Consider the following 16,422-nt stretch of genomic DNA (forward strand, 5'->3'; position numbering starts at 1 on the left):
CCGGCATGTTGTCGGCCCGGAGTGATAGGGCGTTCTGCGCAGCGGGGTAAAGGAGGAGACGGCACCAGCCGCCGGGGGACACCCGCGGAGCAGAGCGCCCTATCGCTCCGAGCCCGCGAGGTCTCAACCCAACAAGGAACTCACCCCCCCACCCCATGCTGCCGCAGCACCTCGGCCCAAGCCGCCAGCTTGCGATCAAAACTCCAGCTCGCATTCGCCGGACTCGTGGAAGGCAGCCGGTACACCGGCACCCCCAGCTTCTCGGTGTGACGAGCGTGCCGAAAACTCTCGCCCCCGTTGTGCGCAATCGCCTCCAGCATCGGGCACTCACGAAGCACCATCGAAAAATCGTTCAGCTCCGCATTCAGGATGTCGGCGTCCAGACTGCCCTCGCGCTCGCAGGCCCCGTACACATCCCACACCCCCAGCCCGTGCTCGCGCAACGCCGCCACCCGCTCCGTATACGCCATCGCCGGCAAAGGCAGCGCCCACAAGGCCCCCAGGATCTTCCAGAAATGGTTCTGCGGATGGCCGTAATACTGCTGCGCCCGCAACGACGCCACCCCGGGAAAACTGCCCAGCACCAACACCCGCGTGTTCGCGCTCAACACCGGCGCCAGCCCCTGCAGCCGGCTCATGCCAAAGCCCCCAGCCGCGGCAACGCCGCCAGGGCATTCGCGGTGCTCGCCACCATCAGATCCTCCACCGGCATGCCCCGCAACGCCGCCACCACCGCCCCGATGCGCGGCAACTCCACCGGGCTGTTGATGCCCTGCGCACGCCCGGCGGCACGCTCCGCCGCCGTCACGTACAACCACTGCGGCGGAATGTCCGGCGCATCGGTCTCCATCACCAGGGCCGACAAGGGCAGCTCGGCCGCGAGCCGGCGCAGCTGGCGCGCGGGCTCGAACGTGCACGCCCCCCCGAAGCCCAGCTTGAAACCCAGGTCGATGAAGGCCCGCGCCTGCTGCTCGCTGCCGTTGAAGGCATGGGCGATGCCGGCCACCGGCAACTCGCGCAGGTGCTTGAGCAGGCGGTCGGCACTGCGGCGCACGTGCACGATCACCGGCAGGCCGTGCTGGCGCGCCAACCGCAGTTGCGCACGGTAGAAGCGGTCCTGCCGCTCGCGCATCTCGGGGGTGCACAGCTCGGGCACGAAAAAATCCAGGCCGATTTCACCCACCGCCACCAGGCGGGGATCGTCGCGGTGTTCGGTGAGTGCGGCGCCCAGTGCGGTGAGGTCATCGTCCGACGCCTTGGGCACACACAGCGGGTGAATCCCCAGCGCATAGGCATCGCCCGAGCGGTGTGCGAGCTCGCGCACGGTGTCGAAGTTGAAGCGCGCCACGGCGGGAATGACGCAACGCCCCACGCCCTGCGCGGCCGCCTGCTCGCGCAGCTGGAAGGCAAGGGTGTGGTCGGCGCCGAACTCGGGCGCGTCCAGATGGCAGTGTGTGTCGATCCACATGGCGGTATAAGGGCCATTGTGCCGGCAAGTCTTTGGCACCCCGGCACGCTCACAAGAAGGCAAGAAAGGAAATCACCATGTCACACACCGCCCGCCTCACCTGGCTCACCGTTCCCGCCCTGCTGGCGCTCAGCGCCTGCGCCCTGCCGGGCGTGCCCGCCCCTGCGCCGCTGGTGGGCAGCGAATGGCAACTGGAAGACCTGGGTGGGCGCGGCGTGCTCGACCGTGTGCAGGCCACCATCGCGTTCCCCGAGGCCGGGCGCGTGGCCGGCAACAGCTCGTGCAACCGCTTCTTCGGCTCGTACACCCTGATGCAGGACCGCGTGGCCTTCGGCCAGCTTGGCGGCACGCGCATGGCCTGCCCCGAAGCGGTGAGCGACCAGGAAACGCGTTACCTGGACGCGCTGCAGAAGGCGCAGCGCCTGGAGGTTCAGGGCCGGACGATGCTGATGCACGTGCAGGGGCTGGACAAACCCCTGCGCTTTAGCAGAACCAAGCCCTAAGTCAGAACGCCTGCAGTCAACCGCAGCACGCGTGCACAACGCGCAGCCAGCGCTTCATCGTGCGTGACGACGATGAAGGCTGTGCCCTGGTCGCGGGCCAGTTCGAGCATGAGCTGGAACACGCCTTCGGCGGTGCTGCGGTCCAGGTTGCCGGTGGGCTCGTCGGCCAGCACGCAGGCCGGCTGCGTCACCAGCGCGCGCGCAATGGCCACGCGCTGGCGCTCGCCGCCGGACAGCTCGGCCGGCCGGTGGTGCAGGCGCTCGCCCAGGCCCACGCGCGTGAGCATCTGCTCGGCCTGCCGCGCCGCCTCGGCGCGCGGCAGACGGCGGATCCACAGCGGCATCGCCACGTTGTCGCGTGCGCTGAATTCGGGCAGCAGGTGGTGGAACTGGTAGACGAAGCCCAGGTGCCGGTTGCGCAGCGTGCCTTGTTGCGTGGCGCTCAGGCCCGAGAGGGTCTGCCCCATCAGCTGCACGCTGCCCGCCGTGGGCGCGTCCAGCCCGCCGAGCAGGTGCAGCAAGGTGCTCTTGCCCGAGCCCGAGGCGCCGACGATGGCCACGGTTTCGCCCGCGCGCACCGCGAGGTCCACACCCTTGAGCACGGTGACGTCGAGCCGGCCTTCGTGGAAGCGCTTGGTGAGGCCCTGGGCCTGCAGAACGGTGTCACTCATAGCGCAAGGCCTCGGCGGGGTTCACGCGGCTGGCGCGCCAGCTCGGGTAGATGGTGGCCAGGAAGGCCAGCACCAGCGAGATCACCGCGACCGGCACGATGTCGGTCTGCTGCGGGTCGCTGGGCATGCGGCTGATGAGGTAGATGTCTTGCGGCAGGAAGCTCGCGCCCAGCAGGCGTTCGAGCGCGGGCACCAGGGTGTCGATGTTGAAGGCCACGCCCAGGCCGAGCAGCAGGCCCGCGCCGGTGCCGATGATGCCGACCATGGCGCCCTGCACCATGAACACGCCCATGATGCTCTGCGGGCTCGCGCCCAGCGTGCGCAGGATGGCGATGTCGGCGCGCTTGTCGGTCACCGTCATCACCAGCGTGGACACGAGGTTGAACGCGGCCACCGCCACGATCAGCGTGAGGATGATGAACATCATGCGTTTCTCGAGCTGCACGGCCGCGAACCAGGTGCGGTTCTGGCGCGTCCAGTCGCGCACCAGCAGGCCGGGGTCCAGGTCGGCCGCGATGGACAGGGCCACCTCGCGCGCCTGGTGCAGGTTCTTGATCTTCACGCGCACGCCGGTCGGGCCCTCCACGCGGAAGATGCGCGCGGCGTCTTCCTGGTGCAGCAGGGCCAGGGCCGAGTCGTACTCGAAATGGCCCGAATCGAAGGTGCCCACCACCGTCATCTGGCGGATGCGAGGCACCACGCCGGCCGGGGTGACCTGGCCGCTGGGCGCGATCAGCGTGACGCTGTCGCCGGCGATCACGCCCAGGCTGCGCGCCAGTTCGCCGCCCAGGATGACGCCGAATTCACCGGGCACCAGGCGCGGCAGCATGGTGTCGGCCAGCTCCGCGGCCAGATCGGTCACCTTGGGTTCGAGCGCGGGGTCGATGCCGCGCACCAGCGCGCCCTTCATGTCCTCGCCGCGCGCGATCAGAGCCTGTGCCCCCACGAAAGGCGCGGCGCCCACCACTTCGGGGTGGCGCTCGATGCGGGCCAGCGTGTCGGCCAGGTTGGGAATCGCCTGGCCGCTGGGCTCGAACACCTCGATGTGGGAGAGCACGCCCAGCATGCGGTCGCGCACCTCCTTCTGGAAGCCGTTCATCACCGAGAGCACGATGATGAGCGCGGCCACCCCCAGCGCGATGCCCAGCATGGACACGCCCGAGATGAAGGAGATGAAGCCGTTGCGCCGGGTGGCGCGGCCGGCGCGGGTGTAGCGCCAGCCCAGGATGAGTTCGTAAGGGGTTTGCATGCAGTTGGAGGTGGGATGCAGCGGGCATTGTGGCATCCCCGACAATCGCAGCATGCCCGCCCCCCACCCGGCTTCTGAGCCGTCCTCTCACCTGCTGGTTCCTTTCGCCGGCGCGAGCGACCTCGCCTGCCGCGCCGCGCTGCCGGGTTTGCCCTTGCCCCAGCTCACCGCGCTGCTGGCCGAACTGGTGCCCGTCTACACCGACGCGGGCGACGACCACAGCCTGAGCCCGCCGCACGAGCGCGCGCTGGCGCAGGCCCTGGGCCTGGTGCGCGCCGACGGCTGCCCCTTCGGCGACGGTCTGATTCCCTGGGCCGCGATGGAAGACGCGCAACCCGACACAGCCCAGGCCTGGTTCACGCCCTGCCATTTCCAGGTCGGCATGGAACAGGTGACGCTGCTGCCCGGCGAGCAACTGGGCCTGAGCGACGATCACTCGCGCGCGCTGTTCGACGCGCTGGCACCGTACTGCGCCGAGGACGGCATTACCCTGAGCTACCAGTCGGCCACGCGCTGGCACGCCCGCGGCGAGCCGCTGCGCGGCATCGCCTGCGCCAGCCTGGACCGGGTGAGCGGCCGCTCGGTGGAGGCCTGGATGGCCGAGAGCGCGGCCAACCCGGCCGGCGGCCGCTTGCTCAAGCGCCTGCAAAGCGAGGCGCAGATGCTGTTCTACACGCACGCCGTGCACGATGCCCGCGAGGCCGCGCGGCTGCACCCGATCAACGGTTTCTGGGTCAGCGGTGCCGGTGCGCTGGACCGCCCGGCCACCCTTCAGCCGCCACCCACCCAGCCCGACGACCTGCGCCGGGCCGCCCTGCAGGCCGACTGGGCCGCATGGCAGCAAGCCTGGACCGCGCTCGATGCCGGGCCCATCGCCCAGTGGCGCGCGCGCGCGCAACGCGGCGAAGCGGTCACCCTCACTCTGTGCGGCGAACGCGGCGCACAGCGTTTCACGAATGCCCCCCGAAGCGCCGGCGCGCGCATTGGCCGCCTGATCAAGAACCTGCTGGGCCCCACCCCGGCCTGGAAGACGCTGGAAACCCTATGAAGATCATCACCCGCGACGTCCCTCCCCGTGCCGCCTGGGCGCTGGAGCAAAGCGGTCTGCACCCGCTGCTGGCGCGCCTGTTCGCCGCGCGCGGCATCACCAGCAAGGACGAGCTCGACGACGCGCTCGCTCGCCTGCTGCCGCCGTCCTCGATGCTCGGCGCCCAGGACGCCGCACGCGCCCTGGCCGACGCGATGGCGGCCCAGAAAAACATCTGCATCGTGGCCGACTACGACTGCGACGGCGCCACCGCCTGCGCGGTCGGTCTGCGCGGCCTGCGCCTGCTGGGCGCGCCCCTGGGCTTCGACCGGGTGAACTACCTGGTGCCCGACCGCGTGACGGACGGCTATGGCCTCACCCCCTCGATCGCGACACGCGTGAAGGCGCAAGGCGCCGACGTGCTGGTGACGGTGGACAACGGCATCGCCAGCGTGGACGGCGTGCGCGCCGCGCGCGAGCTGGGCCTGGCCGTGATCGTGACCGACCACCACCTGCCCGCGCTGAAGAACGGCGAGATCGCGCTGCCGCAGGACTGCATCATCGTCAACCCCAACCAGCCGGGCTGCCCCTTCGAGAGCAAGTCGATCGCGGGTGTGGGCGTGATGTTCTACGTGTTGCTGGCGCTGCGGGCCGAGCTGCGCGAGCGCGGCGTGTTCACGGCGCAGAACCAGCCCAAGATCGACACCTTGCTGCCGCTGGTGGCGCTGGGCACGGTGGCCGACGTGGTCAAGCTCGACGCCAACAACCGCCGCCTGGTGGCGCAGGGTTTGAAGCGGGTGCGCGCGGGCGCGATGCCGCCGGGCATGGTGGCGCTGTTCAACGCCGCCGCGCGCAAGCCGGCCGCCGCCACCGGTTTCGACTTCGGATTCGCCCTGGGCCCGCGCCTGAACGCGGCGGGCCGGCTGGCCGACATGACGCTGGGCATCGAATGCCTGACCACCGACGACGGCTTGCGCGCCGACGAGCTGGCGCGCACGCTGGACGGAATCAACCGCGAGCGCAAGGCGATCGAAGGCGATATGCGCGAGCAGGCCTTGCAGATGGCCGAGGAGATGTTCGACGAATCGGAGGAGCCGCCGCCTGCGCTGGTGGTGTTCGACCCCGATTTCCACGAGGGCGTGGTGGGTATCGTGGCCTCGCGGTTGAAGGACAAGCTGCACCGCCCCACTTTTGTGTTCGCGGCCAGCGGTGCCGAGGGCAAGGAGCACGAGCTCAAGGGCTCGGGCCGCTCGATCGCGGGTTTTCATCTGCGCGATGCGCTCGATCTGGTGGCCAAGCGGCACCCGGGGGTGTTGCTGCGGTTCGGCGGCCATGCGATGGCGGCGGGCTGCACGATCGATGAAGAGCAGTTGGAGACTTTCGAGGCGGCTTTGCAGCAGGTGGCGCACGAGTGGCTGGACGCCGCGACGCTGCAGCGCCGCATGGAGGCGGACGGCCCGCTCGACACGAAGTACCGGCGCGCGGATCTGGTGGACACGCTGCACCAGGAGGTGTGGGGCCAGGGTTTTGCGCCCCCGGTGTTCTGCGAGGAGGTGGTGGTGGTGTCGCAGCGCCTCGTGGGCGAGAAGCACCTGGCGTTGAAGCTCAAGCACCAGGGCGAGCCGGTGGACGGCATCTGGTTCGGCCACACGGAACCATTGCCGGCGCGGGTGAAGATCGCGTTCCGGCTGGATGCGGATGAGTGGCAGGGGCAGCGGCGCGTCCGGTTTCTGGTGGAGGCGGCTGAGATCTGAGGTTCTCTTCGTTCGTTGCACCTCGCGGGCTGCGAGGGCGTGGGCGCTCTGCTCCGCGGGTGTCCCCCGGCGGCTGGTGCCGCCTCCTCCTTTACCCCGCTGCGCAGAGCGCCCACACCCTCGCACCAGTGGCGTCAGGGAGCGACATCCAATCCTCCGCACGCCAGGGAGGTCGCCGGTGGTTGGGGTGATCGCCGCAGCGAAGTAAAGGAGGAGACGGCCGCAGGCCGTCGGGGGACATGAGCGGAGGCGATCACCCCAGCCGCCGGCGACCGGAGCAACGCCAACGAGCCAAAAACTCAGCTCATGAGAGCTTCACGAACCGCAGCCAATTGACGGCGAGAAACGGCCAGACGTTCCTCGACCCCATCGAGCCGCACCATCCAGCCCTCGCCCTCGACCGGGTCGTTGTGCTTCTCAACGGCGCGAACCGCCCGGCGTGACACCAGCGCATTGCGGTGCACCCGCACGAACAGGTGGGCATAGCGCTGTTCCAGATCGCTCAAAGCGCCGTCAAAGATGTGTTCCTTGTCCGCCGTGCGCACCGTGATGTACTTCAATTCGGCCTTCAGGTAGATCACGTCGGCCAGCGCCACCCGCTCGCTGCGGCCCCGCTCCTGGATGATCAGGCTCTCGGGCAAACCACCTTCCTGAGCCCCTTCACCCGCGCTGCGCTGCTTCATCACCTTCTGCAGCGCCTGCTGCAGGCGCTCGCGCCGCACCGGCTTGGTGAGGTAATCCACCGCCTCCAGCTCGAACGCATGCACCGCATGCTCGGCATACGCTGTCACGAACACGATTGCCGGCGGTGCCGCCATCTGCCGCAGCGTGCTCGCCAGGGCCATGCCGTCCACGCCGGGCATGTGGATGTCCAGCATCACCAGGTCACAGCCCGTGCGCTGGATCTGCTCCATCGCCTGCACCGCGTTCGACGCCTCACCCACCACATCGGCCCGTGGCTCGGTGCATTCGCCCAACAGCGTGCGCAGCCGGGATCGCGCCAGCGCTTCATCGTCAACGATCAGTACCTTCAGTGCCATGTCACGCTCCGTTGCCAGAACCGGTTGGGTGGTTCATTCAAACCCCGCTTATACCGGTATTTCAAGTCTCACCTGAAACACGCCATTCACCAAGGCGCTCTGAAAGCGCCCTTGTACATCATGCAACAGCGTCAGGCGCTGGCGCACATTGTCCAGTGCCAGACCGTTGCCCGGCCGCCCGCTGCCCGCCGGCACCGTGTTGGTGACCTTGATCACCACCACACTGCCCCGGCGCTGGGTGCTGATGCGCACCACCGCGCCGCTGGCGCTGGGCTCCACCCCGTGCTTGACCGCATTCTCCACCAGCGGCTGCAGGATCAGGGGCGGCAATTTGGCCTTGGAGGCCGCCTCGTCCACGCTCCACTCCACCTTCAGCCGCTCGCCGAACCGCACCTGCTCGATCGCCAGGTAGTGCTCGGCCAGCTCCAGCTCCTGCCAGAGCGGCACGGCCTCCTTGGCATCGGCCAGGGCGTGGCGGAACAGCTCGCTCAGGTCTTCCAGCAGGTTCTCGGCTTTGGCCGGCTCCTCGCGCACCAGCGCGATCGCGCTGTTGAGGGTGTTGAACAGGAAATGGGGGCGGATGCGGGCCTGGAGTTCGGCCAGGCGCGCCGTGGCCCCCGCCGGGCCGCGTGCCTTGGAGCGCCACATCAGCGCGGCCACCAACACGGCAGAAACCAGCGCGCCCGAGGCCGCACTCGCCAGCCAGGGCGAGGGCTCCGCCAGCCCCATCCAGACCAGCAGGCCGCAGCCGTAGAGCCCGGACAAGGCGCCGAACCCGATCGCCGCCGCCCATTGGCCGGGCATCGGCAGCAGGCCCAGCTGGCGCTTGAGGCCGCACACGGTCAGCAACCAGGCCAGCACGGCGGGCAGGGCTGCCCCGGTGTAGATGGCCAGTTGCGTGATCCACGCCACGAAGGTCTGGGCGCCGAACAGGGCCGCCACCGACACGATCGCCTGCACGAACAGCACCGCCCGCAGCACCGTGCCGACCTGGCAGGTGTCGAACACCTGCACCCGAACCCGCAGGTCTTCCGGCATCTCCGCGATCGGGCGCGCGCCCGCGGCATGGGCCAGTTCCTGGAAGCTCGATAAAATTCTGGAATCTTTCATGGGAAGCACATCCGTCTTCGGGTCGGCCCCGTGAGGGCCTCTACAGGGGTCTTCCGCGCCTTCAACCGGCCCGGGCCCAATGCCCCAAGCCCCATCCCTGGCGCACTTCCGCTCCTTTCTGTCTTTTTCATCCAGCCGCTGGCAACACCATGTCCACCAACCAACTCGACAAAAAATCCGAAGCCTGGTCCGCCCTATTCTCGGAGCCCATGAGCGAGTTGGTCAAGCGCTATACCGCCAGCGTCTTCTTTGACAAGCGCCTGTGGCAAGCCGACATCACCGGCAGCCTCGCCCACGCCGAGATGCTGGCGCACCAGGCCATCATCGGCACCGCCGACCTGGAGGCCATCCAGCGTGGCATGGGCCAGATCACGGCCGAGATCGAGTCCGGCGAGTTCGAGTGGAAGCTCGACCTGGAAGACGTGCACCTCAACATCGAGGCCCGCCTGACCCAGCTGGTGGGCGACGCCGGCAAGCGCCTGCACACCGGCCGCAGCCGCAACGACCAGGTCGCCACCGACGTGCGCCTGTGGCTGCGCGGCGAGATCGACCTGATCGTCCCGCTGCTCAACGAGCTGCAGACCGCGCTGGTGGCGGTGGCCGAGAAGAACGTGGACGTGATCCTGCCCGGCTTCACCCACCTGCAGGTCGCGCAGCCGGTGAGCTTCGCGCACCACCTGCTGGCCTATGTGGAAATGTTCTCGCGCGACGCCGAGCGCTTCGCCGACGTGCGCCGCCGCACCAACCGCCTGCCGCTGGGCAGCGCCGCGCTGGCCGGCACCACCTACCCGCTGGACCGCGAGCGCGTGGCACGCACCCTGGGCATGGTGGACGAGCGCGGCGAGCCGCAGGTGTGCCAGAACAGCCTGGACGGCGTGAGCGACCGCGACTTCGCGATCGAGTTCACCGCCGCGGCCAGCCTGTGCATGGTGCACATCAGCCGCTTCAGCGAGGAACTCATTCTCTGGATGAGCCAGAACTTCGGCTTCGTGAAGATCGCCGACCGCTTCACCACCGGCAGTTCCATCATGCCGCAGAAGAAGAACCCCGACGTGCCCGAGCTCGCGCGCGGCAAGACCGGCCGCGTGGTCGGCCACCTGATGGGCCTGATCACCCTCATGAAGGGCCAGCCCCTGGCCTACAACAAGGACAACCAGGAAGACAAGGAACCCTTGTTCGACACCGTGGACACGCTCAAGGACACGCTGCGCATCTTCGGCGAGATGGTGGGCGGTCAGCTCAACCCGGCCACCGGCACCAAGGAAGGCGGCATCACCGTCAACGCCGTGGCCATGGAAGAGGCCGCCAAGAAGGGCTACGCCACGGCAACCGACCTGGCCGACTACCTGGTGAAGAAGGGCCTGCCCTTCCGCGACGCGCACGAAACGGTGGCGCACGCGGTCAAGGCCGCCGTGTCGCACAACTGCGATCTGTCCGAGCTGCCGCTGACCGTGCTGCAGGGCTTCAACGCCTCGATCGAGAAAGACGTGTACGAGTGCCTGAGCCTGCGCGGCAGCCTGAACGCGCGCAACACCCTGGGCGGCACCGCGCCGGCCCAGGTGCTGGCGCAGATCGCGCGCCACCGCAAGCGCCTGGGCTGAGGCCCCCGAAGAGCGGCGAGGTTTCCGCTACCCTTGGCGTCTGCCATGGAGGAAGCCTTGAAGAACAACATCCCGCTCCGCCTTGCCGCCGCCACCGCGTGGCTGGCCATCGCCCTGCCCGCGTCTGCGCTGCAGATCACCAGCGTCTCACCCCAGGGCGAAGTGGCCCGGGTGCGCCAGGTGGTGATCAAGTTCAACGACAGCGCCGTCAACTTCGGCGACGCCAAGGCCCCCGCGCCCGTGTCGCTGAGCTGCAGCGACGCCCAGGCCACCCGGGGCAACGGCCGCTGGACCGGCGACCGCGAATGGGCCTTCGATTTCGAGAACGACCTGCCGCCCGGCGTGAACTGCACGGTGCAGGTGAAAAGCGGGTTCAAATCGCCCAAGGGCGCGGAGCTGGCCGTCACCCGCAGCAGCTTCAACACCGGTGGCCCCTTCGTGCAGCAGGTGCGCCCGGGCCCCTCGTCGCGCATTGACGAAGAACAGCACTTTGTCCTGCGGCTCAACGGCGCGGCGACGCCGGCCAGCCTGCAGTCCCATCTGTGGTGCGCGGTCGAGGGCCTGGGCGAGCGGGTGCCGGTCCGGCTCATCGAGGGCAAGGACCGCAGCGAGCTGCTGAAAGCCAACGGCTGGGACAAGCTGGCGGACAAGGAGCCGCAGCGCTATGTGACGCTCTCGTGCAACCGCCGCTTCACGCCGGACACCAAGGTCTCCCTGGTGTACGGCAAGGGCGTGGCCACGCCCTCGGGCATCGCGAACACCGTGGAGAAGCGCTTCGACTTCCAGGTGCGCGAGGCCTTGACGGTCGGCTTCAGCTGCGAGCGCGAAAACGCCCAGGCCGCCTGCCTGCCGATCCGGCCGATGACGCTCAACTTCAGCGCACCCGTGCCGCGCAAGCAGGCCGAGGGCATCCGCCTGAAGTCGGCCCAGCAGACGCACAAGCCGGTGTTTGAAGAGGAGAACGCCGACGGCGACAGCGTGGTCACCGAGCTCACGTTCAAGCCGCCCTTCGCCGAACAGGCGGCGTTCACCGTCGAGCTGCCGAAGAACTTCAAGGACGATGCCGGCCGCACGCCGGCCAACGCCGACAGTTTCCCGCTGCCGGTGGCCACCGGCGCCATGCCCCCGCTGGCCAAGTTCGCCGCCTCGCCCTTCGGCATCGTCGAGCGTTTCGCCGAACCCGGCGGCACCCCACTGCTGCCCGTGACCCTGCGCAACGTGGAGGCCGCGCTCCAGGTGCAGGGCCTCAGCCCCGGTCAGGTGAACGACCTGCAGCCCACAACCGACGCGGAGATCATTGCCTGGTTCCGCAAGCTGCAGCGCTACGACCAGTTCAACGTCTCGCGCAAGCTGGCGCAGGCCGACACGGTGGGCCCGCTGCCCAAGGTGCTGGAAGACCGGGACAAGCGCTGGGTCGAGTCGCGCGCGGTGTCGCTGCTCAAGGGCCAGGCCGGCGTGAAAGCGATGGAGCTGCCCCGGCCTGCCACCAACGACCCGCGCCCCTTCGAGGTGGTCGGCATTCCGCTCACGCCGGGCTTCCATGTGGTGGAGATCGCATCCCCCGCGCTGGGCGGTGCCCTGCTGGACGCGCGCTACGGCGGCACGCGCACGATGTACGTGCGCACCTCCGCGCTGGTGACCAACCTGGGCGTGCATTTCAAGCTGGGCCGCGAAAACGCGCTGGCCTGGGTGACCACGCTGGACAAGGGCAAGCCCGCCGCCGGCGCCCGGGTGCGCGTGTCCGACTGCGCGGGCAAGGAAGTCGCCACCGGCACCACCAACGCCCAGGGCGTGGTCGAATTCAAGGACGTGCCGCCGCAAGCACCCCGCTGCAACAGCGGGGACGGTGAAAGCACGCAGGCCTATTTCGTCAGCGCGCGGCTCAAGGACGGCGCCACCGAAGACATGGCCTTCACCTGGAGCGACTGGTACCGGGGCATCGAACCCTGGCGCTTCAACGTGCCGACCAGCCGCGATCCGCGCCCGGACGCGCGCGCCCACACGGTGTTCGACCGCACGCTGCTGCGCGCGGGCGAGACGGTGTCGATGAAGCACCTGATCCGCACCGAAACCAGCCAGGGCTTCGGCCTGCCGGAAACCCTGCCCGACACCCTGGTGATCACGCACACCGGCAGCGGCCAGCAGTTCACGCAGCCCGTGGCCTGGCGCAAGACGGCCACGGGCGGCCAGAGCGCGGAAAACAGCTTTGCCGTGCCCGCCAGCGCCAAGCTGGGCAACTACGAGGTCACGCTCAAAAGCGCCGACGAGCGCCAGCGCCAGTACAGCAGCGGCGAGTTCCGCGTGGAAGAGTTCCGGCTGCCGGTGTTTGAAGGCCGCATCGCGCCGCAGGCGAGCCAGGCGCTGGTCAACGTGAAGGCCGTGCCCACCCAGCTGCAGGTCAGCTACGTGTCGGGCGGTGGCGCGGCCAACCTGCCGGTGCGCGTGTCGGCCTCGGTGCGCGACAAGTTCCTGAGCTTCCGCGACTTCGACGGCTTCAGCTTCCAGCCGCCCCGAGCGGACGGCGCGCAGGGGAATCAAGACGGCGAGGAAGAAGCCGCCGCCTCGCAGGACCAGCGCGTCATCGCCGACAAGCTGCCCGTCACGCTGGATCGCAACGGCGCGGGCGCGCTCACCATCGAGCAGGTGCCCACCGCCCCTCAGCCGCAGGAACTGCTGCTGGAGGCCACCTACGCCGACCCGAACGGCGAGGTGCAGACGCTGCGCAGCGTGTCCACCGTCTGGCCGGCCAGCGTGGTGGCGGGCATCAAGACCGAAGGCTGGGTGTCGGCCAGCCAGAAGATCAAGTTCCAGGCGCTGGCGCTGGACCTGGCGGGCAAGCCCGCGGCCCAGGTCGCGCTGAGCGTGAAGGCCGTGGCCCACATCACCACCACCAGCCGCAAGCGCATGGTGGGCGGCTTCTACACCTACGACAACCAGACGCAGACCAAGGACCTGGGCACGGTCTGCAGCGGCCAGAGCGACGCGCGCGGCCTGCTGCTGTGCGAAACCAGGCTCGGCGAACCGGGCGAGGTGGAACTGATCGTGACCGCCCAGGACGCGGCCGGCCTGAGCATCCAGGCCGCCAGCTCGGTGTGGGTCACGCGCCAGGGCGAGCTGTGGTTCGGCGGCGAGAACCACGACCGCATCGACCTGCTGCCCGAGAAGAAGAACTACCAGCCCGGCGAAACCGCGAAGTTCCAGGTGCGCATGCCGTTCCGCTTCGCCACCGCGCTGCTGACGGTGGAGCGCGAAGGCATCCTCGAGTCGCAGGTGGTGCAGCTCAACGGGCAGGACCCGACGGTGCAGCTGAAGATCCAGGAAGGCTGGGGCCCCAATGTGTACGTGAGCGTGCTGGCCCTGCGCGGCCGGCTGCGCGAGGTGCCCTGGTACTCGTTCTTCACCTGGGGCTACAAGGCGCCGCGCGAGTGGTGGACCTCCTTCTGGCACGAGGGCCGCGAGTACGTGGCGCCGACCGCGCTGGTGGACCTGAGCAAGCCGGCGTTCCGCCTGGGCCTGGCCGAGATCCGCGTCGGCACGCGGGCGCACCAGCTCGACGTGAGCGTCAAGGCCGACCAGGAAACCTACCCGGTGCGCGGGCAGGCCAAGGTGACGATCACCGCGAAGCTGCCCAACGGCCAGCCGGCGGCGAACGCCGAAGTGGCGCTCGCAGCCGTGGACCAGGCCCTGCTGGAGCTCATGCCCAACCGCAGCTGGAACCTGCTCGACGCCATGCTGCAGCAGCGCGCCTGGGGCGTGGAGACGTCCACCGCGCAGATGGAAATCATTGGCCGGCGGCACTACGGCCGCAAGGCGGTGCCGGCTGGCGGCGGCGGCGGCAAGAGCGGTGCGCGCGAACTGCTCGACACCCTGCTGCTGTGGAACCCCAAGGTGACGCTGGACGCGAAGGGCCAGGCCGTGGTGACGGTGCCGCTCAACGACGCGCTCACCACCTTCCAGATCGTCGCCGTGGCCGACCTGGGCACCGGCCTCTTCGGCACCGGGCAGACCAGCGTGCGCGCCACGCAGGACCTGCAGATCATCAGCGGCCTGCCGCCGCTGGTGCGCGAGGACGACCAGTTCCGCGCGCAGCTCACGCTGCGCAACACCACGCAGAAGGCCATGAAGGTGGCCGTGTCACCGCGCGCCACGCTGCTCGAACTCGCGCCGCAGACGGTGGACATCCCGGCGGGTGAGGCGCGCGAGGTCGCGTGGACGGTGACCGCGCCCGCGCAGCTCGCGCAGACGCGCGCCGAGGCCATCCTGTGGGAGATCGAGGCGAAGGACACGCTGGGCGGCGCGAAGGACGCGCTCAAGGCCCGGCAACGCATCGTGCCCGCCGTGCCGCTGACGGTGCAGCAGGCCACGCTGGTGCAGGTCGATGGGGCGTTCCACCTCGACGTCAACCCGCCGGCCGGCGCGCTGCCGGGCCGGGGCGGCCTGAAGCTCGCGCTGCAGCCGAAACTGGCCGAAGGCCTGCCCGGCGTGCGCGACTGGTTCGCCAACTACCCCTTCGTCTGCCTGGAGCAGAAGACCAGCAAGGCCGTGGGCCTGCGCGACGCCAAACTCTGGCAGGGCGTGGTGGCGCAGTTGCCCAACTACCTCGACGCCGACGGCCTGGCCAGCTACTTCCCGCCGCGCGAAGGCGACGCCAACCGCGGCAGCGACACGCTCACCGCCTACCTGCTGGCGGCCACGCACGAGGCCTCGGCGCTCGACCCGGCCTTCGGCCTGCCCGACGAGGTGCGCGCGCCGATGGAGCGCGGCCTGATCGCGTTCGTCGAAGGCCGCATCTCACGCGAGTTCTGGAGCCCGCGCAAGGACCTGGACGTGCGCAAGCTAGCCGCCATCGAGGCCCTCTCGCGCTACGGCAAGGCGCGCGGCCGCATGCTGGGCAGCGTCACCCTCGCGCCCAACCAGTGGCCCACCGGCGCGGTGATCGACTGGGTCAACATCCTCCAGCGCGTGAGCGATGTGCCGCAGCGCGAGCAGCGCCTGGCCGAAGCCATGCAGGTGCTGCGCGCGCGCCTGAGCTTCCAGGGCACCAAGCTCGTGTTCAGCACCGAGCAGGACGACTACTGGTGGTGGCTCATGGCCAACGGCGACGTGAACACCGCGCGCCTGATGCTCACCGTCATGAACGACCCGGCATGGCAGGACGACATGGGCCGGCTGGCCAGCGGCTTCATCGGCCGCCAGCAGAGCGGCGCCTGGCACACGACCACGGCCAACCTCTGGGGCGGTCTGGCCCTGGAGAAGTTCTCGGCCAGATTCGAGGCGACACCTGTCGCGGGCACGACGCGCGCCACCCTGGGCGCGGGCAGCGCCGCGGTCGACTGGGCCAAGGTCGAGCGCGTGAAGACCAGCGATGCGCTGGGCGCACCGAACCAGACGACCTGGTTCGGCGCCCCCGCCGGCCCGGGCAACCTGAAGAACAACACCGGCTTCCTGCCCTGGCCGGCCGACGGCGGCAAGGGCGCGCTGAGCGTGGCCCACCAGGGCAGCGGCAAGCCCTGGCTCACGCTGCAGTCCCTCGCCGCCGTCCCGCTCAAGGCGCCGTTCAGCGCTGGCTACACCATCAAGAAGAGCATCACGCCGGTGGAGCAGGCCGTGAGCGGCACGCACACGCGCGGCGACGTGTGGCGCGTGGCGCTGGAAATCAACGCCGCCACCGACATGACCTGGGTGGTGGTCACCGACCCGATCCCGGGCGGTGCGACCATCCTCGGCGGCGGGCTGGGGCGCGATTCGCAGATCGCCACCTCGGGCCAGAAGAGCCCGACCGGCAACGCCTGGCCGGCCTTCGAGGAACGCAGCTTCGAGGCCTACCGCAGCTACTACGAGTACGTGCCCAAGGGTGTGTTCAAGATGGAATACACGGTGCGCCTGAACAACGTCGGCGAGTTCTCGCTGCCGCCCAGCCGCGTGGAGGCGATGTACGCGCCCGAGGTGTTCGGCGAGACACCGAATGCCCGCGTGAAGGTGGAGGCCGTGCGGTGAAC

11 protein-coding genes are annotated in these 16,422 nt (G+C 69.4%); 5 read left to right on the plus strand and 6 right to left on the minus strand.

Annotated elements, in window-relative coordinates; all coding sequences use genetic code 11:
• Positions 1-140 precede the first annotated feature (140 nt).
• Entirely contained in the window at positions 141-638 is a 498-nt protein-coding gene (locus AC07ZS_RS23930) for a DNA-deoxyinosine glycosylase (protein WP_494801027.1), read from the minus strand.
• Positions 635-1,468, minus strand: a complete 834-nt coding sequence (locus tag AC07ZS_RS23935) for a TatD family hydrolase (RefSeq protein ID WP_494801028.1) — start codon at positions 1,466-1,468, stop codon at positions 635-637. The genes AC07ZS_RS23930 and AC07ZS_RS23935 overlap by 4 nt, the downstream gene beginning before the upstream one ends.
• Before the next feature lie 77 nt (positions 1,469-1,545).
• On the opposite strand from AC07ZS_RS23935, the gene AC07ZS_RS23940 reads away from it, so the two are divergent.
• The gene (locus tag AC07ZS_RS23940; RefSeq protein ID WP_494801029.1) at positions 1,546-1,971 is read left to right on the plus strand and encodes an META domain-containing protein; all 426 of its coding nucleotides are present in this window, start codon (positions 1,546-1,548) and stop codon (positions 1,969-1,971) included.
• Here the strand turns inward: AC07ZS_RS23940 and lolD are convergent.
• The gene (lolD, locus tag AC07ZS_RS23945; protein ID WP_494801030.1) at positions 1,968-2,642 is read right to left on the minus strand and encodes a lipoprotein-releasing ABC transporter ATP-binding protein LolD; all 675 of its coding nucleotides are present in this window, start codon (positions 2,640-2,642) and stop codon (positions 1,968-1,970) included. The two genes, AC07ZS_RS23940 and lolD, sit on opposite strands and share 4 nt — an antisense overlap.
• A complete protein-coding gene (locus AC07ZS_RS23950; RefSeq protein ID WP_494801031.1) occupies positions 2,635-3,891 on the minus strand; it encodes a lipoprotein-releasing ABC transporter permease subunit in 1,257 nt (418 codons plus the stop codon). The genes lolD and AC07ZS_RS23950 overlap by 8 nt, the downstream gene beginning before the upstream one ends.
• Before the next feature lie 52 nt (positions 3,892-3,943).
• Between AC07ZS_RS23950 and AC07ZS_RS23955 the strand changes: the two genes are divergently transcribed.
• Together AC07ZS_RS23955 and recJ are read left to right on the plus strand one after the other, a co-directional pair.
• On the plus strand, positions 3,944-4,939 hold the full coding sequence (locus AC07ZS_RS23955) for a phosphoglycerate mutase (RefSeq protein ID WP_494801032.1): 996 nt from the start codon (positions 3,944-3,946) through the stop codon (positions 4,937-4,939).
• Positions 4,936-6,672, plus strand: coding sequence for a single-stranded-DNA-specific exonuclease RecJ (gene recJ / locus AC07ZS_RS23960; RefSeq protein ID WP_494801033.1), 1,737 nt, complete (start codon positions 4,936-4,938; stop codon positions 6,670-6,672). Before AC07ZS_RS23955 ends, recJ begins: the two co-directional genes overlap by 4 nt.
• 299 nt (positions 6,673-6,971) lie before the next feature.
• Here the strand turns inward: recJ and AC07ZS_RS23965 are convergent, their stop codons facing one another.
• On the minus strand, positions 6,972-7,712 hold the full coding sequence (locus AC07ZS_RS23965) for a LytR/AlgR family response regulator transcription factor (RefSeq protein WP_494801034.1): 741 nt from the start codon (positions 7,710-7,712) through the stop codon (positions 6,972-6,974).
• A 48-nt stretch (positions 7,713-7,760) separates the two neighbouring features.
• Entirely contained in the window at positions 7,761-8,822 is a 1,062-nt protein-coding gene (locus AC07ZS_RS23970) for a sensor histidine kinase (protein ID WP_494801035.1), read from the minus strand.
• Positions 8,823-8,971: 149 nt separating this feature from the next.
• Here AC07ZS_RS23970 and argH point away from each other — a divergent pair, with 149 nt between their 5' ends.
• A complete protein-coding gene (gene argH, locus AC07ZS_RS23975) occupies positions 8,972-10,423 on the plus strand; it encodes an argininosuccinate lyase (protein ID WP_494801036.1) in 1,452 nt (483 codons plus the stop codon).
• Positions 10,424-10,480: 57 nt separating this feature from the next.
• On the plus strand, positions 10,481-16,420 hold the full coding sequence (locus AC07ZS_RS23980; RefSeq protein WP_494801037.1) for an alpha-2-macroglobulin family protein: 5,940 nt from the start codon (positions 10,481-10,483) through the stop codon (positions 16,418-16,420).
• Positions 16,421-16,422: the final 2 nt, after the last annotated feature.

It is taken from the genome of Hydrogenophaga sp. GW456-12-10-14-TSB4, from assembly GCF_059424305.1.